The organism is Fructobacillus fructosus KCTC 3544, from assembly GCF_001438695.1.
Lineage (GTDB): Bacteria > Bacillota > Bacilli > Lactobacillales > Lactobacillaceae > Fructobacillus > Fructobacillus fructosus.
Genome location: NZ_JQBH01000011.1, coordinates 1 through 23,881, shown reverse-complemented (window position 1 = coordinate 23,881; position 23,881 = coordinate 1). Strand labels below are relative to the sequence as shown.

Sequence of the window (23,881 nt, the reverse complement as noted above, 5' to 3'; positions counted from 1 at the left end):
AAGTTTCTTTATTTATGAAAGGACTCCCTTGGGGGTCTTTTTTTGTCGCAGTAGGGTCCGTTTTTCGTGTATAATAAGGCTAAATCAAAAAGAGAGTAGAGCCATGGTCCTAAATTTCTTAAAACCCACTTACTGCGTGAAATCCGTGTATGATTTATCCGTGGATGAGTTAAAAAAGCATAGTATTAAGGCCGTGTTAACTGATTTGGATAATACGTTATTGGCATGGAATAATCCTAATGGTACGGCAGAACTGCATGAATGGCTGAAGGAGACACGAGAGGCGGATATTGAGGTCATTGTTGTTTCAAACAATACTTGGGATCGCGTAAAAAAAGCAGTCGGTGGATTAGAAGTCGATTACGTGGCTTGGTCCTTGAAACCGTTGCCCCGCGGTATTTTAAAGGTGCTACATGACCGTCAATTAAAAAAAGACGAAGTGGTCATGGTAGGCGATCAGATGCTAACTGATGTTTGGGCTGCTCATTTGGCCGGTGTACCTTCTGTTCTGGTTGAACGACTGATTGAGTCTGATATGTGGCAAACCTGGATTAACCGTTTTATTGAAAACCAGGCGAAGAAGATTATTTATAAAAAAGATGGTGTTATTTTCTACGATTCCTTAACAGATGCCATCGAAGCAAAGAAAGATTAAGGCGTTCATGCTAGAAAACGAAACGAAACAAGTTGCCAGCAAAGAAGAGGTGGAAGAGGCCTTGCAGGATGGTCTCTACTGCATTGGTTGTGGTGCTCGAATGCAGACGACTGATCAACAAGAAGCGGGCTATTTGCCAATGTCTGCTCTGCAAAAGCAATTGGAGTCTGAACAACTGCTATGTCAACGTTGCTTCCGGTTACGGCATTATAATGAAATCCAGCCAGTGTCTTTGACGGATGATGATTTTATTAAGTTACTCCATCAGGTTTCTGAATCGAAGGCTCTAATTGTTTATGTCTTAGACCTTTTTGATTTTTCTGGATCAACGATTCCTGGGTTGCCACGTTTTGTCGGTCAGGATAACCCAATCTATCTGATTGGAAATAAGGTGGACTTGTTACCAAAGTCTTTGAAAGCCAACAAAATTAAGGACTGGGTTCGTGGTCAGTTAAAGGATCAGGGAATTAAACCAGTGGCAGTTGATTTGACCTCGGCTGCGCATCCAGCTAATTTGGATGCGATTTTGGATAAGATTGATGAACTGCGAGCAGGTCGAGATGTCTATGTGGTTGGAACTACGAACGTTGGTAAATCGACTTTGATCAACCAAATCATTAAATCCAAGACTGGCGTGCAGGAATTAATCACAACCTCACGTTTTCCTGGAACGACTCTGGATCAGATTGCCATTCCATTGGATGATGGTCGCTCATTGATTGATACGCCCGGTATCATTAAGGCTGATCAGTACGCACATCAGGTAACTGACAAGGACTTGAAGTACGTGCTTCCTAAGAACGAAATTAAGGCCAGAACGTACCAATTGAACGATGGGCAGACTGTCTTCATCGGTGGACTGGCTCGTTTCGATTTGATCACTGGTCTGGAAGATGCCAAGACTGGTGTCACTTTTTACTTTGAAAACAACTTAAACTTGCATCGGACAAAGTTGGTCGGTGCTGACGAATTTTACGAGAAACATCAGGGTGGTTTGCTGACCCCTGTACCAAAATCAGCAGATAGCGGACTAATTAGTCACGAATTTAAGACCAAAACAGCCGCTGACTTGGTGATTGCTGGATTAGGTTTTATCACCCTTCCTGCCGGTGTGACCGTTAAGGGGTATGCACCTACTGGTGTTTCTGTATTTTTGAGAAAGGCAATGATTTAATGCAATTAACTGGAAAGCAAAAGCGCTACTTGCGCTCACAAGCAAATACCATGACGCCCATTTTTTCAATTGGAAAAGCCGGTGCTTCGGAAGAATGGTTGGCTGAAGTTGAAAAAGCCTTGGCCAAGCGAGAATTAGCTAAAGTTAATGTTCAACAGGGAGCGGAATGGACTGCTAAGGAGTTAGCCGCTTTTATCGAAGAGCACTCAACAATTACGGTGCCACAGGTCATTGGAAAGACCGTTCTCTTATACAAAGAAGCAAATGACGCCAAGTACGTGAAGTATTCGATTGAAGTAAACCGCTTGGCATAGGAGTGATGAACATGGTTGCAGTTGATCAAAAGGAACTAGCAGCATTAAAAGAAGCTGTTCGAACACATTTGTCCGAACATCGCTATGAGCACTGTCTGCGGGTTAGTGACTATGCTGTGAAATTAGCCAAGCAAAACGGCTTGGATGAAAAGCAAGCTGCTGTGGCGGGCTTAGTCCATGATTATGCAAAAGAACGAACGGCAGCAGAATTTTTGGCAAAGATTGATGAAAAGCACTTGCCTACATCATTAAAGAAGTGGGGAAACCCCATCTGGCATGGTGTGGTTGGCGCTGAATTTGTTCACGATGAATTAAAAATTGATGATCCGGCTATTTTGGAAGCCATCCGTTTACACACAACGGGGGCTGGCCATCATGACATGACCACGCTCGACAAAGTGGTTTTCATGGCTGACTATTTGGAAACTGGTCGCCACTTTCCGGGTGTTGAAGAGGCGCGAAGAATTACTGATGAATCATTGAATCAGGGTGTCTTTTACCAATTAGCACATACCTTGTCATATTTGGCTGGAAAAGAACACGTAATCTATCCAAAGACTTTTGACGCCTACAACGATTGGGCAGAATACCTAAGTAAATAAGGAGATTCTATGACGGACGAAAAAAATGGTTTGTTGCACACGGTGTTGCAAGCAATCGATGACAAAAGAGGTGAAAACATCACGGCGTTAGACATGCAGGGTGTTTCGCTCTTAGCCGATTACTTTGTTTTGGCCTCCGCTGGGTCAACACGTCAGGTGCAGGCCATTGCACGTGAAGTGAAGGAGGCGGTTGTTGAAGCTGGCTATCCAATTGATCACATCGAAGGATTTGAACAAGCCCATTGGGTGGTTTTGGATTTGGGTGACGTGATTGTTCACATCTTTGATGAAGAATCGCGCGACTTTTACCACCTTGATAAATTGTGGTACGACGCTAAGAGTATTGACATTGATCAATACGTGACAGCACAATAATTAAAATGGCCATTTGGGATGCAGTTTCCTGAGTGGCCTTTTCTACGGAAAGGGGAACTCAATGGCTTCAGAAGAACAACCATACCAAACCTTTGCTAGTTTGTACGATGCACTTTTTGATGGTGATTTGTACCTTGAGTGGGCAGAGTTTGTTAAAGAGAACGTGCCGGTTGGAAAAATCTTGGATCTTGGTGGTGGCGCTGGCCGCCTAGCCGTTTTATTGGCTCAGGCTGGTTATCAGGTTGACTTGCTTGATATTTCGGCACCGATGCTCACGTTAGCCCAGGAACATGCAGCTGATGCCAAAGTCGATTTACGACTTTTGCAAGCGGATATTCGGGATTTTTCTGATTGGGAAGAGCGTTATCCAGCCATTGTGTCCTTTGCCGATACCTTGAATTATTTGCCTGGGCCCGCTGATTTTGAAGCGGGATTAAAACAAGCTTACGAACATTTAGAAGAAGGTGGCAGCTTCCTTTTTGACGTCATTACGCCCAAAATGGTGAACGTTGATTACGATAATTTCTGCTATAACAACGATGAAGATCCTGAAAAAATATTTATGTGGATCGCTTATTTTGGAGAAGAACCGGACTCGGTCGATCACGATTTGAAATTCTTCCTCTACGATGAACGGTTGGATGCCTTTAAGTTGGTTCGTGAAGTGCATCATGAGCAAACTTATCCGTTGGCTGATTATTTGGCTGCACTGAAGCGGGTTGGCTTTACAAGAATACAAGCACTAGCCGACTTTGGTGAAAAGAAAGCTGATGATGGCGATAGTCGTTGGTTCTTCATCTGTCAAAAAGGAGAAAAAGCATGAAAGCCGTTGGAATCATTGCAGAATACAACCCTTTTCATAACGGGCATGCCTACCACTTGCAGGAGGCCAAAAGGGTAACAGGAGCTGATGTGGCGGTCGTTGTCATGTCTGGTAATTTTGTGCAACGTGGTGAGCCAGCTATTCTGGATAAGTGGGAACGAACAAAGTTAGCACTGCATAATGGTGCTGACTTAATGGTTGAATTGCCGGTTTTTGATGCCGTTCAACCTGGTCACTTATTTGCACAGGGAGCCGTTCAAATTTTGGCGGCTTTGGGTGTTCATGACTTAGTCTTTGGTTCAGAGCATCCGGACGTCGACTTTATGGATTTAGCCAAAAAAGCGGCGGCGATTGAATCGGAGGGGCAGTTTACGGATCGGACACAGACCTTCGCATCGGCTTATGCAGCTCAGCTGGAAGAGAAAACTGGCTTTAAACTAGAGGATCCGAATGATATTCTGGCTTTCTCTTACGCCAAAGCGGTATTGGCAAGTGACGTCGAGATGGACTTGCATCCGATTGCTCGTAAACAGGCGGCTTATCACGATCAATTAATTGACGAAGCACAAGACATTGCCTCGGCCTCTTCCATAAGACTTGCCCTGCACAAAGGTAAGTGGGAAAAGGTCGAAAAAGTCGTTCCGGCTGATACCTTGAAGGCATTGAAGGAAAAGCCAACAAGCCTTGGCTTTGAAAAGCCTTTCTTTGATTTACTCCGTTATCGCCTATTGACGGACACGGTTGGTCAGTTGGGGCAGGTTTATCAAATGGCGGAAGGACTTGAGTATCGTCTGGTGGGGGTTGCCACTGCCAAAGAGGCGCCACAGTCCTATCAGTCCTTTATCCGCGCTGTGAAGTCTAAACGGTATACCTTTGCAAGAATGCAACGGACGATGCTGTATACTTTGCTAAATATAAAAGTTGATCAGATGCAGGCGGCGATGGCCGATTCCTACATCCGATTGCTTGGCTTTACGGACGAAGGACAGGCCTATTTGTCTGAAGTGAAGCGGCGCGCTCGATTGCCAATTATTTCTCGTGTTGACCAGGGGCTAGCCAAGGCGAATCTGCGCTTGGACTATAAAGCTGGCTTGGTTTGGCAACTCTTGGCAGGACAAGCGGCCAGCCAAGAGGGGCAGGATTTAGCTCGTCGCCCCATTCACTATATCAAGGAGGAAAATTAATTCATGAAATTTCCACGTCAACAATTACAAAAGTACCGTAATGAACCACTTCACTTTGAAGAAACGTTGGATTTAAATCCAGCCATTCAAGAACGTTTTTCTGATTTGATTCTTTCGGCAAAACCCGTCAAGGTAACGGGGACGATCCAGATGGATGATCAAGACGATTACTTGTTAATTGCTAGCTTTCACGCGGATTTGACTTTGCCATCTTCTCGATCACTTTCCCCCGTTGAATGGGCAACGGACCTCGCAATCCATGAAACGTATGTAGAAGATCCTAAAAAAATTAATCGGTTTGAAGAAGATGAGGCGGTCTTTCCACTGGTCAACAATGCTGTTGATTTGAGTCAGGCTGTTTTAGATAACATTGTTTCAGCACTACCACTACAAGTGTTGACGCCTGAGGAAGAAGCTGGTGCACCTTTACCGGAAGGAAAAGATTGGCAAGTCATTTCCGAAGCAGATTTCATGCAAGAACACCCTGTGGAAGCAAGTGAAGGTGAAAACGCTGAAAATGATGCAAAATTGGATCCGCGCCTTGCAAAATTAGATGATTTTTTCAAAAAATGAGATAATGGCCATTCTTATGGTAGAATAGCATTAGAAGAAATTCATTTTAGGAAATAGGCTGAACTGCCCTTAGCAGTTTGATAAATTTGTTAACGGAGAAGACGATGAGCCGTATTTTAATTGTTGAAGATGAAGAAAACTTGGCAAAGTTTGTTAAATTAGAACTGGAACACGAGGGTTATCAAGTTGAGACTGTTCTGAACGGTCGTGAAGGCTTGGATTTAGCTTTGAAGGAAGATTTTGATTTGATTTTGTTGGATTTGATGCTGCCAGAATTAAATGGATTTGAAGTTGCCCGTCGTTTGCGTGAAGTGAAGAAGACGCCCATCATTATGATGACCGCCCGTGATTCCGTTATCGACCGTGTTTCTGGTTTGGATTATGGGGCCGATGATTACGTTGTAAAGCCTTTTGCCATCGAAGAACTTTTGGCTCGTGTTCGATCGCTCATGCGTCGTATTGATATCGAGAAAGAGCCAGCCGCTTCTTCTTTGAACGTGATTTCCTTCAAAAACTTGAAGTTGGAAAAGGAAAACCGAACGGTTCGACGTGATGATCAAATTATTTCACTAACCAAGCGTGAGTATGATTTGCTTTTGATCTTGCTCGAAAACATCGACGTCGTACAGCCCCGTGAAAAGCTTCTAAAGAAGGTTTGGGGTGTGGATACAAAGATTGAAACGAACGTGGTGGATGTATACATTCGTTACTTGCGTAATAAGTTAGATGAACCAGATTCAAAGACTTCTTATATCCAAACGGTCCGTGGTACGGGCTATGTGATGCGGAGCTGAGATGGTAGAAGAGAAAAATAACAATCAAAAACGCTCACCGTTAACTAGTACCCAGGCGATTTTAACGCTGGGACTAACGGTGGGCTTTTTGCTCATTGCCTGTGGCATTGTTTTAGGATTGATGGCGATTCAGGGACCGGATTTATCGAAGGCAGTTTTTGAGGCCATTGGTCATTGGTGGTGGAGCTTCCTCTTTTTTGCGTTAGGTGGTATTTTGCTGCTTGCTTTTTTGTTGGCCCAAGTTTTTGTTTGGCCGGTCAAAAAATTAGAAAAAGTTATGGAGACTTTTGAAGAAGACCCATTGACCAGTAACCGTGTGCAACCGGTTGCCTATAACAAGGAACTCGACAATCTGGGTTCCGTCATAAATGAAACGATGAACCAAGTTCAAAACTTGATGCAGTCACAACAGGATTTTGTTTCGGATGTTTCCCATGAGTTGAGAACACCTGTTGCTATTGTGAAGGGGCACCTAAACTTGTTGGAACGTTGGGGAAAGGATGATCCCGAGGTTCTTGAAGACTCACTCTCCTCTTCGTTAGCTGAGATTAAGCGAATGGAAGTGTTAGTCAACGAGATGCTGGAGCTGACTCGGGCGGAAAAGCTAACGGTCAACACGGAACAAGACCATACCGCAGTTTGGCCGGTGGTCAGTCGTGTTTATCATGATTTTCAAGTCTTACACCCAGAATTCTCTTGGACTTTTGATAACGGTTTGGATCAGACATCAGAAATCGCCATTCGCCCAGACCATTTGGAACAGTTATTGATTATCTTGATTGATAACGCACTAAAATACTCAACGGAACGAAAAGAGGTCCACTTAGCTTTGGCGAAGGCCGGGTCATGGGTCGAAATTGGTGTTCAGGACTTTGGGCAAGGCATCGCAAGTGAAGACCTCGACCGCATTTTTGATCGTTTTTATCGTGTTGATAAGGCGCGTGTTCACCAACCTGGTGGGAATGGCTTGGGTCTATCAATCGTCAAAAAAATGGTGGCTGCCTACGGCGGACAGGTTCAAGTGGAATCAGCCCTAGGGTCTGGTTCATCATTCCGTCTTCGTTTTCCAATCGTTCAACCATCCACTGAAAGCCAGAGCGTTAGCGACCAGGGTAAAAAGGACACGAAAGATAGTGAATCTTTGCTATAATAGTAGGGATTGATAGAATTTTTTCTTCCATACTGTTTTTAGGAGTATTCATGAAACAATTGAAACGTTATGCCACTGTCTTAGTGGTTCTGTTCGATATTTATTTGTTTACGGGCGGCTACGGCATCCATGGGCGTATCTACAATATGGTAGCGAAGCCAATTGCCAATATTTTAATTGACATTGCGCACATGGTTGGCGGCGTAAACGCTATTGGTTGGGCTATCATTATTTTGACTGCTATTGTTCGACTTTGTTTGCTACCAATCATGGTTAGCCAATCAAAGAAGACCACAATTTCGCAATTAAAGATGCAAAAGTTGCGTCCGGAGTTTGAAAAGGTACAAGCAGCGGTGAAAGCCGCTAAGACCCCTCAAGAACAGCAGGCAGCTTCCATGGCCTCCATGTCGCTTTACCGTGAAAATAACATCTCTTTGACGGGTGGTGTCTCATGGTTGACGATGGCCATTCAAATGCCAATCTTTTCTGGTTTGTATTTGGCAATTATGCATGCCAACGGATTGAAGTCAGCGACCTTCTTTGGTTTTAGTTTGTCTTCCCGTCAGATTCTTTTCTCTGTACTGGTCCTAGTGATTTATCTGGCGCAGGCCTACATGACCCAACTTCACATTCCAGCTGCACAGAAGAAGCAGACGGGTATGTTGATGTGGTTTATGCCAATCATGATTGCTGGCTTTACGTTGGTTTCATCTGGTGCACTTGGGCTGTATTTCATGGTAGGTGGAATCTTTGTGTTGGCTCAGGCGCTGATTAACCATTTATATTACGATCAATTACAGAAACATGTTGATCAAAATTTTGTTATTCAAAAAACAGCTGATGATCTCTTAAACCAACAAGTCAATGCTGGGACTAATTCATCAGCAAAAACAACTCGTGTTCGACCAGAAGACTTGCGCCCAAGGGCCGTGAGTGAGGACGTAGCACATGGTGGACGCAATGCTGGAAAGCAGCACCGTTCAAACGACCAATAGGTCGAGAAAAAGGAAGTAATATGGAACGAATTTTATCGAAGCAAAACAGCAAAGTGAAGGCTTGGGCAAAGCTAGCTACGAAAAAGGGACGTCTTGAACAAAAGACCTATCTTTTGGATGGCTGGCATTTAGTTCAAGAGGCCATCAACGCTAAGGCAAAGTTCCATGCCATCATGGCAACCGAGGAACAGATGCAGGAGCATTTGCCCGATGTGCCACACGGCGTTCCCGCTTTTGAAATTTCGAAAGAAGTCGCTGCTCACATTGCTGGTTCGAAGACACCACAGGGTATCTTCGCTGAAGTGACTTTGCCAGAAAAAACCTTTGATCCAGCATACGTACATGATGGTCTTTGGCTCTTCTTGGATGCAATCCAAGACCCAGGTAACGTTGGGACATTAGTTCGTACAGCCGATGCTGCTGGCTTCAAAGGGGTTGTTCTCGGAACGGGTACAGCTGATTTGTACGCACCCAAAGTCGTTCGTGCCATGCAGGGATCAAATTTCCATTTGGAGGTTTTGCAAGGTGATTTGAATGATTGGATTAAAGCCTTTAAGGATAATGCCTTACCGGTTTATGGTTCAGAATTGAACGAAGATGCCAAGCCATACCAAGACATTCACGGTTTGTCAGCCGGCGCTTTGATTGTTGGAAACGAAGGACAGGGATTGAATCCTGAGTTGGCTAAGCAAACAACGGCTAATCTTTATATTCCATTGATTGGTTCAGCGGAATCGCTCAACGTGGCGGTCGCTGGTGGAGTCCTGATGTTCCGTCTGTCACTTGGAAATTAAAAGAAACTTTGCTATACTAAAAAGTATGAATTGCGAGTGGAGGCGTGCTAGTGACTAATATTTTAACCATTCTCTTGCTGGTTGTTGGCTTCTTGCTGATTGTTTCAGTCATGATGCAGCCTAGCAAACAACAAGATGCATTGTCAGCGTTGTCTGGTGGTGCAACTGATTTATTTACAGAACGAAAGTCTCGCGGCTTTGAAGCAATTATGCGTCGTATCACGACCATTTTAGGAACCATTTGGTTTATCATTGCTTTGGTACTCATGTACTTAGCCGCTCATTAATTAATAAGGTCAGTTTACTTTTTTGTAGACTGATTTTTTATTAGCATTTTTTAGAAAGAAACATTTATGGAAACAAAACAAGTAAAAGAACAATTAGAAGGGTTCTTAAAGGCCAACCCTAAGCAGGCCTTTTCGGCACAAAACTTGGCCGATGGTTTACGATTGGAAGGCGCTTCCGGTTACCGTCAGGTTCTGTCGGTCCTGGAAAACTTAGCTGATAATCAAATCGTTAAAAAAGTCGAGCAGGACAGCTACCAGTTTCAAGGTAAGAAGGGGGACATCGTTGGTGAATTTAAGGCCAATGATAAGGGTTTTGGCTTTGTCCGCTATGATGAAAATTTGCCTGACTACTTTATTGGTCCAGATAATACGATGCAGGCCATGCAGGGGGATACGGTTCGTGTTTCAATGGTGAAGCCCGCTCAATCAGCCGATCGTGGACCAGAAGGAAAAGTAGAAGAAATTCTCGAACATGCCTATTCTCGTGTTGTTGGAGTCTATACATCAGATTCAGCTTATCAGGGCATGCTTGGCCAATTACGCTTATCAGACAAAAAAGCGGCTTCATTTCAGGTGTTAATTGACTCTTCTAGTGCCGAACAGGATTTGCACGATGGACAAGTGGTCGTGGCAGAAGTTACGGCTTATGCTGATGATTTGCATCCGAAGCAATTAGTGGCAACAATTACGCAGGTGCTTGGTTACGAAAACGAGCCTGGCATGGATATCATGCAAATTGTCGAAAATAAAAAAGTACCCAACCACTTTCCGGCAGAGGTGATGAAGGAAGCCGATGCCATTCCAAATGAAGTGCTACCATCCGAATGGGAGGGCCGTCAGGATATCACCGATCAACCATTGGTCACCATTGATGGTGCTGATACCAAGGATATCGATGATGCTGTTGTGGCCTGGAAGTTAGATAACGGGAATTACCATTTGGGTGTCCACATTGCTGATGTTTCACATTATGTACGCCCAGGTTCTGCTATTGATGCGGAAGCATACAATCGGGGGACTTCTGTTTACTTAACAGATCGTGTTATTCCGATGTTGCCACAAAAACTGTCCAACGGGATTGCTTCCTTGAATCCGAACGTGACTCGTTTAGCCATGTCGGTTGAGATGGAAATTAATCCTCACGGCGAAGTTGTGAAACATCGTCTGGCTCAGTCGGTTATTGAGTCCCACGCCCGTATGACTTATGACAAAGTCAATGACATCTTGGCCGGTGACGAACCAGCACGTAACGAATATGCTGGGCTGGCTGACATGTTCGATACAATGGGTGAACTACACAAAATTTTAGCTAAAAAACGTGAAAAACGTGGTGCAATTGAATTTGATACACCGGAAGCATCCATTGTTGTCGATGAAAACGGCAAAGCCATTGACGTTGTCGTTCGTGAACGTGGAACGGCTGAACGAATGATTGAATCCTTTATGTTGACTGCTAACGAAACCGTTGCAGAACATTTTGATAAGAAAAAGGTACCATTCCTTTATCGTGTTCACGAAACCCCGGATGAGGAGCGAGCAAAGTCCTTCTTTGAATTTGCGAAAGCACTCGGACACCCCGTTAAGGGAGATCCTGCCAATGTCACGCCAATGATGTTGCAGACTTTAATGAATCAAGTCAAGGATGATCCTGCTGAGCAGATGATCTCAACAATGATGTTGCGCGCGATGAAGCAGGCCAAGTATTCGCCAGAACCACTGGGGCACTTTGGTTTGGGTGCTAAGTATTATACGCACTTTACGTCACCAATTCGTCGTTACCCTGATTTGACGGTCCATCGTTTGATTAAGTGGTATGCAGCCAATGGTTATGGCACAGATGCTCAAGAAAAGTATGCTTCTTCACTTGGGCAAATCGGAATCGACACATCAACCCGTGAACGTCGTGCCATCGATACGGAACGTTTAGTTGACGCCATGAAGAAAGCCGAATACATGGAAGACAAGGTGGGCAATGAGTATGAAGGTGTCGTGAACGCTGCTTTGAAATTCGGCCTCTTTGTTTCGCTCGAAAACACTGTTGAAGGGCTGGTTCACATTTCCAACCTGACCGATGACCACTACGACTATGATGAGAAACACGCAGCCTTAATTGGTCGTTCAAAGCACCATATTTTCCAAATTGGTCAAAAGGTCAAAGTCAAGGTAATCCGTGCTTCGAAGAAGGATTCGACGGTTGACTTTATGCTGGTCAATCCGGAAGAAGCACCAACGACCGACATCAAGGTGCCACAACCAAATCGTGGTCAATTCAATCGCGATAAAAAAGGTGGTCGTCGTAACGGTGGAAACGGTCAACGTGGACGCGATCGTTCGAAAAATCGTTCAGACAAATCCGGAAATAAGAAAGCAGGCGATGGGCACAATCATCGACAGCATGGGACTAAAAAACCGGCACGTGGAAATGGGCAACAAAAGCATCCCTTTTCCATTAAACAAAAGTAGTGTAAAGAAGTGAGGGGTCGCCATGGCAAAGAAAAAGAATATTCAAAACGATGCTTTGGCAACCAATCGAAAGGCACGCTTTAATTATGCAATTGAGGAAACCTTCGAGGCAGGCATTGTTCTAACTGGAACTGAAATCAAATCAGTTCGAGCTGGTCAAATAACGATTGGAGATGGCTTTGTCACCATCCATGACGGACAGGCTTACTTGACCAATGTTCATATTGCTAACTATGAACAGGGAAATCAATTTAATGTTGATCCTTTGCGTTCTCGTATTCTCTTACTTCATAAGCGACAAATTCAGCAATTAGCTGCCTTAGTCAAGGAAGCGGGTGTGACGATTGTTCCGCTTAAGGTGTACATGAAGAAGGGCTTTGCAAAAGTCTTGATTGGTGTTGGCCGTGGGAAGAAACAATACGATAAAAGGCAGTCAATCAAAAAACGCGATATGGAACGTGAATTGAATCGACAGTTTAAACGCTAAAGAAAAGTCCGCTTGGCGGACTTTTCTTTTTGTTAGGGTAAAAGTACGTATTTAAAAAATTTTTCTGGTATATAGAATGGGCAGATAGACTGTCACAGCGGTTTCAAAGACTTTTATTAGGGAAAGCGCCTTGTGAATCTAATTGACCCAGGGCCTAAAGTTGTCTATACTGGATATGTGAATTAAATCCAATTCACTCTGAAAGGAAAAGAATATGCTGACAATTATTATTTCAGCACTCTTTGCTCTTTTAATCGGCTTAGTTGGTGGTTATTTAGCGAAAAAAATCGTTGATCAGATTCGCTTAAATAACGCTAAGCAGATGGCTACAAACATTTTAAAGCAAGCAAACGAGGAAGCTAAGAGTATCAAGAAAGCTGCGGATGTCGATGCAAAGGGTTATGCTCAGGAGTATCGTCGTCAAGTTGAGGATTCTTTGTCTAATCGGCAAAAACGAGTGGAAGACCAAGAAGCTCGTGTACAGGTCCGAATTGATACCTTAGATAAAAAAGATGCAACGTTGAACGAACGCGATGCTTCGCTCATCAAGAAGGAATCGCAAGTTCAGAACCGTTTGGATGCTGCCGTCAAAAAAGATGAATTGGCTCAGAAAAAACTATCCGAGCAGGAAGACAAGTTAGTTGAGATTGCTCAATTAACCCGTGATCAGGCTCAGGATGTTATTTTAAGTTCATCAAAGGCGCAGCTTGAAAAAGAACGTGCTGCTCTTATTCAAGAGTATGAACAAGACGCCAAGAATGAAGGAGAGAAACGGGCTCGAAACGTCATTGTAGAGGCTATTCAGCGCTCTGCGGCGGATACTGTTTCAGACGTTACTGTTTCGGTTGTCAATCTTCCAAACGAAGACATGAAGGGGCGGATTATTGGCCGAGAAGGCCGAAACATCCGAACACTGGAATCGTTGACCGGGATTGACTTAATTATCGATGACACTCCTGAATCAGTGGTTCTATCTGGTTTTGATCCCCTAAGACGTCAAATCGCTAAAAACGCACTGGATGCGCTGATAGCTGATGGACGGATTAATCCTGCTAAAATTGAAGAGGCCGTCGAGAAAGCCCGCCGTCAGATGGATGAAAACATTCGTCAAAAGGGTGAGTCAGCAGTCTTTGAATTAGGTATTCGTGGGCTCCACCCCGACTTAATTAAGTTGGTTGGACGAATGAATTATCGGACATCTTATGGTCAAAATGTCTTGCAACACTCAATGGAAGTCGCTAAGCTAACTGGTTTAATGGCTGCCGAATTTAAAATGGATGTCGCACAAGCAAAGCGTGCTGGTCTTTTGCATGATATTGGGAAAGCAGTTGATGCCGAAGTTGAGGGTTCTCACGTTGAACTCGGGGTTCGGATTGCAGAAAAATATCATGAAAAGCCTGACGTCATTAATGCTATCGCCGCCCACCACGGTGACACAGCAGCAACATCACCACTTGCCGACTTGGTTACAGCAGCTGATGCCATTTCTGCTGCACGTCCAGGTGCTCGTTCTGAGTCATTGGAGAATTATGTCCAACGATTGACTGATTTGGAACACATCGCGAGTGATTACTCCGGCGTAAAATCCGCCTATGCCATTCAGGCAGGACGAGAAGTTCGCGTGATTGTCGAACCTGATCAGGTTTCAGACATTCAGGCAACGGTTCTTGCCCACGACATTAAGGCGGAAGTAGAAGATCAGCTTGAGTATCCTGGCCACGTTAAGGTGACGGTTGTTCGAGAAACAAGAGCTGTTGATTATGCTCGTTAAAAAAAGTCCCTTTGGGGGCTTTTTTTATTTCAAATCCCTAAAAAAATGTAGGGACACGATTTTTTTGTTACAATGGTTTTGATTATTATTTAGAACAACATAACAAGATAGGAGAGATTATGACGGTTGGACAGATTTCGCTATTAATCTTTGCCTTAGCCTTTTTACTTTTGGTTTTGGCATTGACAGTTTTCATTCTTCGCTTGACACGCTCAGTGTCAGTTTTGACGGATGATCTTGATTCAGTTGTTCGTTCATCGAACGAATTGATTGTTAATACCAACGAATTGGTTGAGGACATTAACGGTAAGATGGTAACGTTGAATGCAACGGTACAGGCAGCAGCAGACTTGTCAGAAACCATTTCAAGTTTGAACAGCTCAGTTCGTCGGAAGTCTTCGTCCGTTTCTGGCTTCGGAACCGCGACAAAGACTGGCTTTACTTTGATGTTATCAAAGCTCTTTAAAAAGTCACCAAAGAAAACTTCGAAAAAGACAAAGTGAAAGGATCACTCATGAAGGCAAGCACGAAAGTAGTAGCAGGTTTCTTTTTCGCCATGGCCGCTTCAGCGACTTATAAGGTTTTGAAGTCTGAACAAGACCAGGCTAAGTTGAAGGCGAAGCTGGACCAAGTACAAGGACAAGTTCAGGATGTTATCGATAAGGCAAATGCTGCCGTTTCGCCATACGTTGAACAGGCGAAGGCTTCCTATGCTTCTTCGAAGTCTGTTCTTTCTGATTCCATCAGTGGACAGGATGAGGATGCGCAACCAGATATCGAAATCGAAGAACAAGATCTTGATTTAGAAAAGTAAAAAAGCAATGGGGTTTACCCATTGCTTTTTTTATGACTTGATTTTAGCTAATCTTTCTGCCTTTTCAGTGTTTTTAAAATGAAGTTTGGCGAAGTGACCGAGCTGCTTTCCTTGCCTTATCAAGACAGCAGCCTTTTGATCCACTTCTTTACCCGCACCGATTGGCAGGTTCATCCCTGCTTCTTGACTGAGTTCTTTCATCGTTTGTAGCTCAACATAGCGAGCAAGAACAGAGGCAGCGGCTACCGCGACGTGCTCGGCTTCTCCTTTCGTAATGAAGTAGCTTTTGACATTTGGCAGTTGCTGATTGTTTCTTTTAAGATAGCGGAAGTAGCTACTTTCCTGAACAAATTGATCGACAAGAATGGCATCGGGCTTTTTTTGTGAATCAAGTTTTGCTAATACTTGGTTATGGGTAAAGTTGTGTGAAAGGGCCTTCATGGCCACGACGTTTTGACCACTTTGCTGCTTTTGGTTATAAAAGTCGGGTGTTAGGTTCACAACATGGTAAGGAAAGTGATTAATAATATATGGTGCTAATTCCTGAATCCGGTCGTCTGTTAACGTTTTTGAGTCGGCAAAGCCAAGCTTCTTTAGTTCTGCCACTTTGGACCGGGGAACGTAAACGGCCGCTGTTGTTAATGGACCAAAATAGGCACCTGCGCCAACTTCATCTGATCCGATAACCCCCCATTCAGAGAAGCCCACCGGTAAAGTCGTGCGAACTTTCGTCCCGGTTTTGCTGGTCTCACCAAGCTTTTGAAAGCGTTCTGCTTCTTCTCGATGATACTTGCCCTGAAAGAGAACTTTACCTGAGGGATAGGCTGTAATGGTCACACCATTATTTTTTGCCTGAAAGAGACTGTGAGGTGGTGCCTTGTGAACAAGGGCACTTTTGTAGGCAGCTTCTAGTTTTTTGAGGGCTGACTTTGTTAGAATAATTACGGTTTGCATGCCTTAATTATAGCAGTTTTAATGGTATAATTGACGGTATTCGGGGAGGCAATGTGCTTCTCTTTGTGCAAGGAGGGACCCATGATACTCTTATGGATTGTCGTTATTTTTATTCTTTTAATGGCCTATTCTGGTTACCGAACGGGATTTGTGACGGCATTGACGCGCCTCATTCTTTGGGCTGTCATTTTTTATGCGGCCACTGTGCTTTCAAAGCCGCTATCCAGCTTGTTTGCAGGCTGGACGACCGGGCAGTTTGCCAGACCATCCGTGCCAAGTTCATGGGCAAGCTCAGGATCAACTTTCTTGGCATCGGGCATTGCTTTCGCATTGATACTGATTATTGGTTCACTGATTGGCCATTTTTTGCTACGTCCGGTTCACTTCATCCGACGTGTGCCATTCCTAGGACAATTAGATGGTCTTTTAGGTGCAACGCTATCAATTATTTTTGCGTTAGTGCTCGCTTTCTTTTGCTTGGAATTACTGTCAGTTATTCCTAACGCATGGATTCAGGGACAGTTCACGGAAAGTTCACTTTTAAATGAATTTTTGGATCAGTTTCCCATTATTTCAAATAAGATTTACCAATGGTGGTTATAAAATAAACGAGGCATCATGAATTCAAAAGTACTACAAACACTCGAATATGAAAAAGTAAAAGGGGAGCTTTTACCCTTTATTCAAACGGAACAGGGCGCGAAAATTGTGGCCGCTCTTCAACCATCGTCTGACTTTCAGGAAGTGTCTCGGTGGCTTGAAGAAACAGCTGAGGCAGCCATGGTGGAACGCTTGCATGGTGGGTTAGCCCTGCTTGATTTGACGGATATAAAAGAGCAAGTTCGTCGCTTACAAATTCAAGCTTCGTTGAATGGTAAGGAAATTGTCGCCTTAGCAAAGGTTTTAAAAGCCACTGCGGCCGTTGCCCACTTCTTTCAAAGGATACAAGCCGATGACATGCAGGACTCCGTGCCAAGGCTTCAGTCAATGGTTGATCAATTGGTTCTGTTACCAGAGTTAACAAAAAGAGTGGAACAAACCATTGACGATAATGGTCGTGTTCTAGATTCGGCATCGACAGCATTGGCATCTTTCCGTCGACAAATGGCGGGAAAAGAAGAAGCGATTCGGCAACGATTAGCAAATTACACGCGTGGTAAGTCTGCTCGCTACTTGTCCGAAACGATTGTGACCAAGCGGGCTGATCGCTATGTGTTGCCTGTAAAAGTTGAGTATCGACACCAAGTTCCTGGAATCGTCCACGACCAAAGTCAATCGGGTCAAACATACTACATCGAGCCACAATCGGTCGTTGAAATGGCCAATGAATTGTCGGAAACGCGTGTATTAGCTTTGGCAGAAGAAGATCGCGTGTTAGCAGAGCTATCGGTGATGCTCGCTGACCATCTGGAAGATTTGCGGCAAAATGCCATGGTTCTTGGGAAGCTTGATTTTGTCAATGCAAAGGCACGTTTGGCTAAGGCGCAAAACGCCATGGCCCCTGAGCTTTCTGAGAAAAAGGAAGTTGTCTTAAATCAAGCCTGGCATCCCTTAATTGGCGAAAAGAAGGCGGTTAAAAATGATATTGCACTCGGAGAAAAATATGAGACGCTGATTATCACCGGACCGAACACCGGGGGAAAAACCATTACGATTAAAACCCTTGGTTTGTTACAGTTACTGGCACAGTCTGGTCTTTTTATCACGGTGGGGCGTCCATCAGTGGTGGCTGTTTTTGATGAGATTTTTGCAGATATTGGGGATGAGCAATCAATTGAACAGAACTTATCCACTTTCTCCTCACACATGGAGAATATTAAGGGGATTTTAACCCGAACAGACGAAAACAGTTTGCTCATTTTCGATGAGTTAGGTGCTGGAACCGATCCAGCCGAAGGAGCTGCTCTTGCGATGGCTATCCTGGATCGTGCTAAGGATTTGGGGGCACAAACCATTGCAACGACCCACTATCCAGAATTGAAACTCTACGGTAATGAACGGTCAGGTACGGAAAACGCCTCCATGGTTTTTGATGTTAAGACGTTGAAACCGACTTACCAGTTGTTGATTGGGGTACCGGGGCAATCAAATGCGCTGGCGATTGCTTCGCGCCTTGGCTTTGATCAACAACTATTGGCAGACGCCAAAACGATGGTCAATCCTGAGAATCAAAAGCTTAACGAGATGATTAAAGATTTGGTTGATCAACGACAGGCAGCCAAAACTGAGCGGGAACGCTTGGCTCGTGACCAAAAAAATTTGGTTGCAACACAGACTGAGTTAGAAGAAAAAACATTGAAGCTTGAAAAAGAGCAAGCAAAAGTGATGTTGGATGCCAAGAAGCGGGCCAATGAATTGGTTTCAAAAACGAAGCGGGAGGCCGAGCAACTCATTAAAGAGATTCGGTCCGAACGATTAGCCGGCGGGCAAAAAAACAAGCTTTCCGAACAAGATTTGCAGAAGCAAAAGCAAGCCATTGCCGCCTTGCAACAATCCGATAAGTTGGAGAAAAACAAGGTATTGCAAAGGGCTAAACGGGTCAAAGAGTTGAAGCCTGGCGATGATGTGATGGTTTCTTCTTATAATCAACAAGGGACTTTGGTTAAGAAGCATAAGAACGGTCAATGGGAAGTCCAGATGGGAATCTTGAAGATGCTCGTTGATGAAGATGATTTGAAAAAAACGGAAGCAACGGCCAAGGCGCAAAAGGAAAAGAAAACGAAGAAGCGACAGAAGGTGGCTAAGAATGCTGCACGGTCGGGGAACACCGGTCGAGTACAGGCAAAGTTAGATTTGCGAGGTGTACGCTACGAAGCAGCATTGACTGACTTGGATCGTTATTTGGACTCAGTTGTGTTGGCCAACCTATCCTCTGTTGAAATTATTCACGGGAAGGGTTCAGGTGCACTGCGTCAAGGGGTGACTCAGTTCTTACGTTCTGATCGTCGTGTGAAAGACTTTCATTTTGCCTCCGCTAATGCAGGTGGGGATGGCGCGACAATTGTTACACTAAGGTAAGTAGCCAGTGGCATGAATGATTTTAATTTGTGTCGTTATCGTTAACAGAATTTTTAAAAGAGGGTGTAAGCCCATAAGGGGAGAAAAATGGCAGAGAAGAAGTACCCAGCTGGACAATATTTATCGGGATTGTTTGGCTATGCTCACGACTTTAACTACAATCACTTGGTTTTTGAAGTGAACCGATTTAAGGTTTCTGTTTCTTTGCAACGCCGTTCGAATACCTACGGGAATGCTGATTTATTCTATTCATCAGCCGATCCCAAGGCCTTTGCGCCCGTCCTATCAGCAATTAATCAAGCAATCGAGATTGCTGAACTGGAGGGCGACCGCCAGGCGACAGTTAAAACGCCAGATTTGAAAAGGACGGAACAAATTTTTCAGTTTAAATTAAAGGAATTTGGTCACGGCAAGTACTTATTAGATTTGAGTATTTAAGGAGGTTTGTATGAAACAGGGAAAATCAGCACAAATCAAAGCATTTAAGAAGCAAAAAAGCTTGCAAAAGTTTCAGGAAAAGAAGAAGTTATCCCCATTTGACTATAATGAGTTTGCAGGGTTTTTAAGAGCACGTTTCTTCTTAACGAAGCAGCACACTTATCAAAAGGAAACCTTCGAAGTGGCTTCATTCTTCTTAGATGATTTAATTGCCACCATGGTTCAACAGAACTTCTCTGATTTTACGTCTGATAAACGGGTCATTGTGAAATTAAACGAAGTCATGCAAGCGACGTTAGTACAGTCAGCGGATCGAGATTGGCGTTATTTTATTCTCCTTATGCCTGTTCTGTATGATATTCAATCATTCTTAGCTAATGAAGGACAAGTTTCAGATCGGTTTTCTGTTCAAACAACTTCGTTTGATCCAAACTTCTGGCGCATGATTATCCGAACGGTCTTAGCGGTTAACTATTTCCGTTTTCAAGGACAAGATGTTGCCAAGGTCATGTCGGATAGTAATGCCATCGATGAGCTTCAGTTCAAATTTTTGAATCAAAACGATCAAGACGATGATTTTGACCTAAAAACCATTGCTGAGGTGTACAAGGGCTTGAAGGTGACCGAGCCAAAGTTGTCGGGTAAGGTGGCTTCACCGAAGGGTGAAAAGCTTTCTAAGGAAGCAATTGATGAAGAAATCGCCTTTGGTGAACGGATGGTGGCGACTTTCCAAAAGACAGCCATTAAGGATTTGGTATCAGAACAAGAAGTGCAGATGTTATTGGCATTCCATAAAGGACTGGCCGAAAAGTACAATGTAACCCATCGCGAATGGACCAATGATTTGATTAACACTTTTGCAAAAGAGGACTTGATGAATTATTGGCAACCAGAATGGGATTCACTTGATGGACTTGGTGGTGAGGTCGCTCGCTACATTAAGTTCTTAGACAAGAAGAAAGCAGTTGATACTGTTCGAATAGCTGAATTGGAAGCAAGTGGTTTGGACCACTATATTGATATTAAGGCAGTGAATACATTATTGGCACAGTTGAATGATGCTGGTGTCGAAAAACTTCTGCAAGAACCAAAGCGTTCGGTAGAAAAGTAAATAAAAAAGGCAAACTTAGCTAAGTCTGCCTTTTTTATTTTGATTTTCTACAAATATAGCGTACGAGGAATTAACCGATATGGCGTAGCAAGCCTGGAATGAGGTGTTGGCATTGCTTGCTTCGAGTGTCCTCGATAATTAAAGCACCAGATTCATCTTGGAAAAGCACTCCGTAAAAGTCTTGAATGTTCTCTTGATTAAATCCCTGATTCATTTGAACGGCAACAGGTCGCCCATTGTTGATGGCTGTTTCAAGACGGTTGATTAATACCGTACTTGTCTGCTGTGTTTTAAGTGGAACAACAGCGAAGTGTTCTTTAAGGTTAAACCAGTTTTGCTTTAATTGGTTCATGAAATTGAATTGTGGTTGGGCTGAAAGCTTCATTTGCATCAGGCCGCCTCCTCTTTATCTCGGTGACTTTAGTATACGAACAAATGTTTGGAAAAGCAAGCGTTTTAAATGGTTAAAATTTTTATAAGGAACCATAATCGTTGGTATTAAAGACTTTTACAAACTTTTTATAGGTGGGGAACAAAGTTTCTTGAACCGAACAAAAGGAGAAAAGGGATGGCTCACTCATTTCTGATAAAGTTACTCATCGGTAATTTAATTAAGTGGTCAACGCTTGCTTGGTAGGATGTTTTTCAGTTGAAATAGCCCCCTGTTCCTGTTAAAATACGATTATTAGATACTAGTTAAGATAAAGAGGATAGTGATGACTGAACGTGGCTTGTTAATCGTCTTATCAGGGCCATCTGGTGTTGGTAAGGGGACGGTTCGAAAGGCAATTTTTGAAGACGATGCTGTTGATTTTCGTTACTCGATTTCAGCAACTACGCGAAAGCCTCGAACAGGGGAAGAAAACGGTAAGGATTATTTCTTCGTTTCCCGTGAAGAGTTTGAAGATAAGATTCAAGCGGGCGATATGTTGGAGTATGCTGAGTACGTTGGAAATTACTATGGAACCCCGCGTTCCTTCATTGAAGAAACGCTGGCATCTGGACGTGATGTCTTTTTGGAAATTGATGCTCAAGGGGCACTTCAAGTGAAGGCCAAAATGCCAGAAGGGGTTTATATCTTCTTAACTCCTCCTGACATTAAGAATCTGCGAATGCGCTTAGAGGGTCGGGGTACCGATTCTGCTGAAGTTATCGAAAAGCGTGTTGCAGCTGCCAAAGATGAACTAAAGAAAATGATTAATTACAACTACGCAGTCGAAAACGATGTTGTGGATAAAGCGGTTAATCGTATTAAGGCCATCATCACTGCAGAACGTTTGCGTGTGACTCGTGTCATTGATGAAATCACTGACTAAATAAAGGAGAAATTATGTTACTTTACCCATCTGTTGATAAGTTACTCGAAAAAGTTGACTCACGTTATAAGTTGATTGCCTTGGCCTCAAAGCGTGCACGTGAATTGGATGCCGGCATGCCAGCTACGCAAGTAAGGTTTGAATCCGTTAAATCCGTTGGTAAGGCGCTGGAAGAAATCGAAGCTGGTGACGTGGTCATTAATCCAGTTGTACAGGATTCAGAGGATTAAGATGACTGACTTTCCACAATTAAACCTTAGTCAAAAGGATGTTTCGGCAGTTCTAAAGACGAGCTATGGAGATATTTCGCTAGCACTTTTCCCAGAACAAGCACCGAAAGCGGTTGAGAATTTCTTGACTCATGCTAAACAAGGCGATTATGACCAGGTGATTTTTCACCGTGTAATTAACGATTTTATGGTGCAGACTGGTGATCCTGATGGTACAGGTCGTGGTGGTCAAAGTATTTGGGGAAAGCCATTTGAAGATGAGTTCTCAGATGAGCTCTTTAATATCCGTGGCGCTTTGTCCATGGCGAATGCTGGTCCAAATACAAACGGTTCACAGTTCTTCATTGTTCAAAACAAGCATTTTCCAAAGCAAATGAAACCATATCTCGGTCGCTATCCCGAAGCAATCGCAAAGGTATACCAAGAAGAGGGTGGTACGCCATGGCTTGATGGGAAACATACGGTTTTTGGGCAAGTTGTTGAAGGAATGGACGTTCTGGATAAAATTGCTGCAGCAAAGGTTAACCGTGCTGATCAGCCATTAAAAGATATCGTGATTGAAAAGGTAATCCTCTAGCCAATGGCTGAGGATTTTTTATTTAAAAGAGGAGCTTGTGATGACGTATCGCATTGGGCAAGAAGTGACCGGTGTTGTGACAGGAATACAACCATACGGCGCCTTCGTTAAACTAGATGAAGAAACGCAGGGATTAATCCATATTTCAGAACTAAAGTCTGGGATTGTAAAGAATCTATCGGATGAACTTTCGGTTGGGCAGAAAGTGACGGCCATTGTACTTGATATTGATCAATACACACAAAAGATTTCGTTATCCGTTCGGCAGCTTGCGTTGATGTCTTTAGTGGATACACCTATTATCAAAAACAATAACGTTAAACGTCGTTTTTGGACGAACTATCATTTAAATTTTGGTTTTGAACCAATCGCCCTTGCGATGCCCGGTTGGATTGCAGAAGCCGTTAACCGACTTGACTTGAATGATTCGAAGAAGGGAAGTAACTAATCATGACAATGGTTGCAGCTACAGTAATTGCTTATCAAAACGATCTACCTTACTTCTTGGTTGAGGAAGTAGATGGCAAGCCATCGTTTTTAGTGGTGAAAGTGCATCAGCACCACGAAGAAACTTCCCTGGGCATGATTCTCAAGTCATTTTCTGAACTAGGTATTAAGGACTTTGATGATTGGCGATTAGGTGAATTGGCGACAATTCGTTTGCCACATGAAGAACAGGCGCCCCTGTATTCTTTTCATGTAACGGACTTTCAAGAGGTCCAAGAAAGTTTACCAAAAGCACTTTCTTTTAAGTCGGGGGATGAAATTCAGAGTTTGTTAACAAGCATTCAGCCAACGACCTTCACTTCTTTTGACGAATGATTAAAAGATAACTGGTGAATAAAGAGCGTTTTTAAGTTGGAAGACGGATGTTGTGACGGCTTGGTGTGTCTCTTATTCGCTTTCTGAAAATTCACTAGAGAAGTTCAAAAAAAGCATTGACCAAGAGGAAGAAAGTCAGTATACTAATTATTGTTCCTTG

The 23,881-nt window shown here is 43.6% G+C and carries 29 protein-coding genes; 27 read left to right on the top strand and 2 right to left on the bottom strand.

Annotation, left to right across the window (positions count from 1 at the left end):
- The first annotated feature begins 103 nt into the window (after positions 1 to 103).
- The 18 genes from IV71_RS05925 (at position 104) to IV71_RS05840 (ending at position 15,255) form a co-directional block, all read left to right on the top strand.
- On the top strand, positions 104 to 655 hold the full coding sequence (locus IV71_RS05925) for a YqeG family HAD IIIA-type phosphatase (protein ID WP_010690556.1): 552 nt from the start codon (positions 104 to 106) through the stop codon (positions 653 to 655).
- A 7-nt stretch (positions 656 to 662) separates the two neighbouring features.
- A complete protein-coding gene (gene yqeH, locus IV71_RS05920) occupies positions 663 to 1,829 on the top strand; it encodes a ribosome biogenesis GTPase YqeH (RefSeq protein WP_010690555.1) in 1,167 nt (388 codons plus the stop codon).
- A complete protein-coding gene (gene yhbY / locus IV71_RS05915; RefSeq protein ID WP_010690554.1) occupies positions 1,829 to 2,143 on the top strand; it encodes a ribosome assembly RNA-binding protein YhbY in 315 nt (104 codons plus the stop codon). The genes yqeH and yhbY overlap by 1 nt, the downstream gene beginning before the upstream one ends.
- An 11-nt stretch (positions 2,144 to 2,154) precedes the next feature.
- The gene (gene yqeK / locus IV71_RS05910) at positions 2,155 to 2,745 is read left to right on the top strand and encodes a bis(5'-nucleosyl)-tetraphosphatase (symmetrical) YqeK (protein ID WP_010690552.1); all 591 of its coding nucleotides are present in this window, start codon (positions 2,155 to 2,157) and stop codon (positions 2,743 to 2,745) included.
- A gap of 9 nt (positions 2,746 to 2,754) precedes the next feature.
- A complete protein-coding gene (gene rsfS / locus IV71_RS05905; RefSeq protein WP_010690551.1) occupies positions 2,755 to 3,120 on the top strand; it encodes a ribosome silencing factor in 366 nt (121 codons plus the stop codon).
- 61 nt (positions 3,121 to 3,181) lie between these two features.
- Positions 3,182 to 3,943, top strand: a complete 762-nt coding sequence (locus IV71_RS05900) for a class I SAM-dependent DNA methyltransferase (protein ID WP_010690550.1) — start codon at positions 3,182 to 3,184, stop codon at positions 3,941 to 3,943.
- Positions 3,940 to 5,127, top strand: coding sequence for a nucleotidyltransferase (locus IV71_RS05895; protein ID WP_010690548.1), 1,188 nt, complete (start codon positions 3,940 to 3,942; stop codon positions 5,125 to 5,127). Before IV71_RS05900 ends, IV71_RS05895 begins: the two co-directional genes overlap by 4 nt.
- A 3-nt stretch (positions 5,128 to 5,130) precedes the next feature.
- On the top strand, positions 5,131 to 5,700 hold the full coding sequence (locus IV71_RS05890) for a YceD family protein (RefSeq protein WP_010690547.1): 570 nt from the start codon (positions 5,131 to 5,133) through the stop codon (positions 5,698 to 5,700).
- A 104-nt stretch (positions 5,701 to 5,804) separates the two neighbouring features.
- Positions 5,805 to 6,494, top strand: coding sequence for a response regulator transcription factor (locus tag IV71_RS05885; protein ID WP_056995036.1), 690 nt, complete (start codon positions 5,805 to 5,807; stop codon positions 6,492 to 6,494).
- 1 nt (position 6,495) lies between these two features.
- Positions 6,496 to 7,644, top strand: a complete 1,149-nt coding sequence (locus tag IV71_RS05880; protein ID WP_010690545.1) for a sensor histidine kinase — start codon at positions 6,496 to 6,498, stop codon at positions 7,642 to 7,644.
- 50 nt (positions 7,645 to 7,694) lie between these two features.
- Entirely contained in the window at positions 7,695 to 8,639 is a 945-nt protein-coding gene (gene yidC, locus IV71_RS05875) for a membrane protein insertase YidC (RefSeq protein ID WP_010690544.1), read from the top strand.
- Between the two features lie 20 nt (positions 8,640 to 8,659).
- A complete protein-coding gene (locus tag IV71_RS05870) occupies positions 8,660 to 9,433 on the top strand; it encodes a TrmH family RNA methyltransferase (protein ID WP_010690543.1) in 774 nt (257 codons plus the stop codon).
- A 50-nt stretch (positions 9,434 to 9,483) separates the two neighbouring features.
- The gene (gene secG / locus IV71_RS05865; protein ID WP_010690542.1) at positions 9,484 to 9,720 is read left to right on the top strand and encodes a preprotein translocase subunit SecG; all 237 of its coding nucleotides are present in this window, start codon (positions 9,484 to 9,486) and stop codon (positions 9,718 to 9,720) included.
- A 66-nt stretch (positions 9,721 to 9,786) separates the two neighbouring features.
- Entirely contained in the window at positions 9,787 to 12,183 is a 2,397-nt protein-coding gene (gene rnr, locus IV71_RS05860; protein ID WP_010690541.1) for a ribonuclease R, read from the top strand.
- Between the two features lie 22 nt (positions 12,184 to 12,205).
- Positions 12,206 to 12,670: an SsrA-binding protein SmpB gene (smpB, locus tag IV71_RS05855; RefSeq protein ID WP_010690540.1), complete on the top strand. Its 465-nt coding sequence runs from the start codon at positions 12,206 to 12,208 to the stop codon at positions 12,668 to 12,670.
- A 214-nt stretch (positions 12,671 to 12,884) separates the two neighbouring features.
- Positions 12,885 to 14,441: a ribonuclease Y gene (gene rny / locus IV71_RS05850; RefSeq protein ID WP_010690539.1), complete on the top strand. Its 1,557-nt coding sequence runs from the start codon at positions 12,885 to 12,887 to the stop codon at positions 14,439 to 14,441.
- Between the two features lie 119 nt (positions 14,442 to 14,560).
- Positions 14,561 to 14,944, top strand: a complete 384-nt coding sequence (locus tag IV71_RS05845; protein ID WP_010690538.1) for a DUF948 domain-containing protein — start codon at positions 14,561 to 14,563, stop codon at positions 14,942 to 14,944.
- An 11-nt stretch (positions 14,945 to 14,955) separates the two neighbouring features.
- Entirely contained in the window at positions 14,956 to 15,255 is a 300-nt protein-coding gene (locus IV71_RS05840; protein ID WP_010690537.1) for a hypothetical protein, read from the top strand.
- 30 nt (positions 15,256 to 15,285) lie between these two features.
- Here IV71_RS05840 and rnhC read toward each other — a convergent pair whose 3' ends face one another.
- Complete coding sequence (rnhC, locus tag IV71_RS05835; RefSeq protein WP_010690536.1) at positions 15,286 to 16,209, bottom strand: ribonuclease HIII; 924 nt, start codon at positions 16,207 to 16,209, stop codon at positions 15,286 to 15,288.
- A gap of 81 nt (positions 16,210 to 16,290) precedes the next feature.
- Between rnhC and IV71_RS05830 the strand changes: the two genes are divergently transcribed.
- From IV71_RS05830 to IV71_RS05815, 4 genes are all read left to right on the top strand, one after another.
- A complete protein-coding gene (locus IV71_RS05830; RefSeq protein ID WP_010690535.1) occupies positions 16,291 to 16,812 on the top strand; it encodes a CvpA family protein in 522 nt (173 codons plus the stop codon).
- Between the two features lie 15 nt (positions 16,813 to 16,827).
- Entirely contained in the window at positions 16,828 to 19,227 is a 2,400-nt protein-coding gene (locus tag IV71_RS05825; RefSeq protein WP_010690534.1) for an endonuclease MutS2, read from the top strand.
- 87 nt (positions 19,228 to 19,314) lie between these two features.
- A complete protein-coding gene (locus tag IV71_RS05820; protein WP_010690533.1) occupies positions 19,315 to 19,665 on the top strand; it encodes a hypothetical protein in 351 nt (116 codons plus the stop codon).
- A gap of 10 nt (positions 19,666 to 19,675) precedes the next feature.
- The gene (locus IV71_RS05815) at positions 19,676 to 20,776 is read left to right on the top strand and encodes a hypothetical protein (RefSeq protein WP_010690532.1); all 1,101 of its coding nucleotides are present in this window, start codon (positions 19,676 to 19,678) and stop codon (positions 20,774 to 20,776) included.
- Positions 20,777 to 20,846: 70 nt separating this feature from the next.
- Here IV71_RS05815 and IV71_RS05810 read toward each other — a convergent pair whose 3' ends face one another.
- A complete protein-coding gene (locus IV71_RS05810; RefSeq protein ID WP_010690531.1) occupies positions 20,847 to 21,167 on the bottom strand; it encodes a hypothetical protein in 321 nt (106 codons plus the stop codon).
- Positions 21,168 to 21,492: 325 nt separating this feature from the next.
- On the opposite strand from IV71_RS05810, the gene gmk reads away from it, so the two are divergent.
- The 5 genes from gmk to IV71_RS05785 are packed head-to-tail and all read left to right on the top strand — an operon-like array spanning position 21,493 to position 23,721.
- Entirely contained in the window at positions 21,493 to 22,092 is a 600-nt protein-coding gene (gene gmk, locus IV71_RS05805; RefSeq protein WP_010690530.1) for a guanylate kinase, read from the top strand.
- A gap of 14 nt (positions 22,093 to 22,106) precedes the next feature.
- A complete protein-coding gene (rpoZ, locus tag IV71_RS05800) occupies positions 22,107 to 22,322 on the top strand; it encodes a DNA-directed RNA polymerase subunit omega (protein ID WP_010690529.1) in 216 nt (71 codons plus the stop codon).
- Between the two features lies 1 nt (position 22,323).
- Positions 22,324 to 22,899, top strand: a complete 576-nt coding sequence (locus IV71_RS05795; protein WP_010690528.1) for a peptidylprolyl isomerase — start codon at positions 22,324 to 22,326, stop codon at positions 22,897 to 22,899.
- Between the two features lie 40 nt (positions 22,900 to 22,939).
- The gene (locus tag IV71_RS05790; protein ID WP_010690527.1) at positions 22,940 to 23,347 is read left to right on the top strand and encodes a CvfD/Ygs/GSP13 family RNA-binding post-transcriptional regulator; all 408 of its coding nucleotides are present in this window, start codon (positions 22,940 to 22,942) and stop codon (positions 23,345 to 23,347) included.
- A 2-nt stretch (positions 23,348 to 23,349) separates the two neighbouring features.
- The gene (locus IV71_RS05785; protein ID WP_010690526.1) at positions 23,350 to 23,721 is read left to right on the top strand and encodes a hypothetical protein; all 372 of its coding nucleotides are present in this window, start codon (positions 23,350 to 23,352) and stop codon (positions 23,719 to 23,721) included.
- Positions 23,722 to 23,881 lie beyond the last annotated feature (160 nt).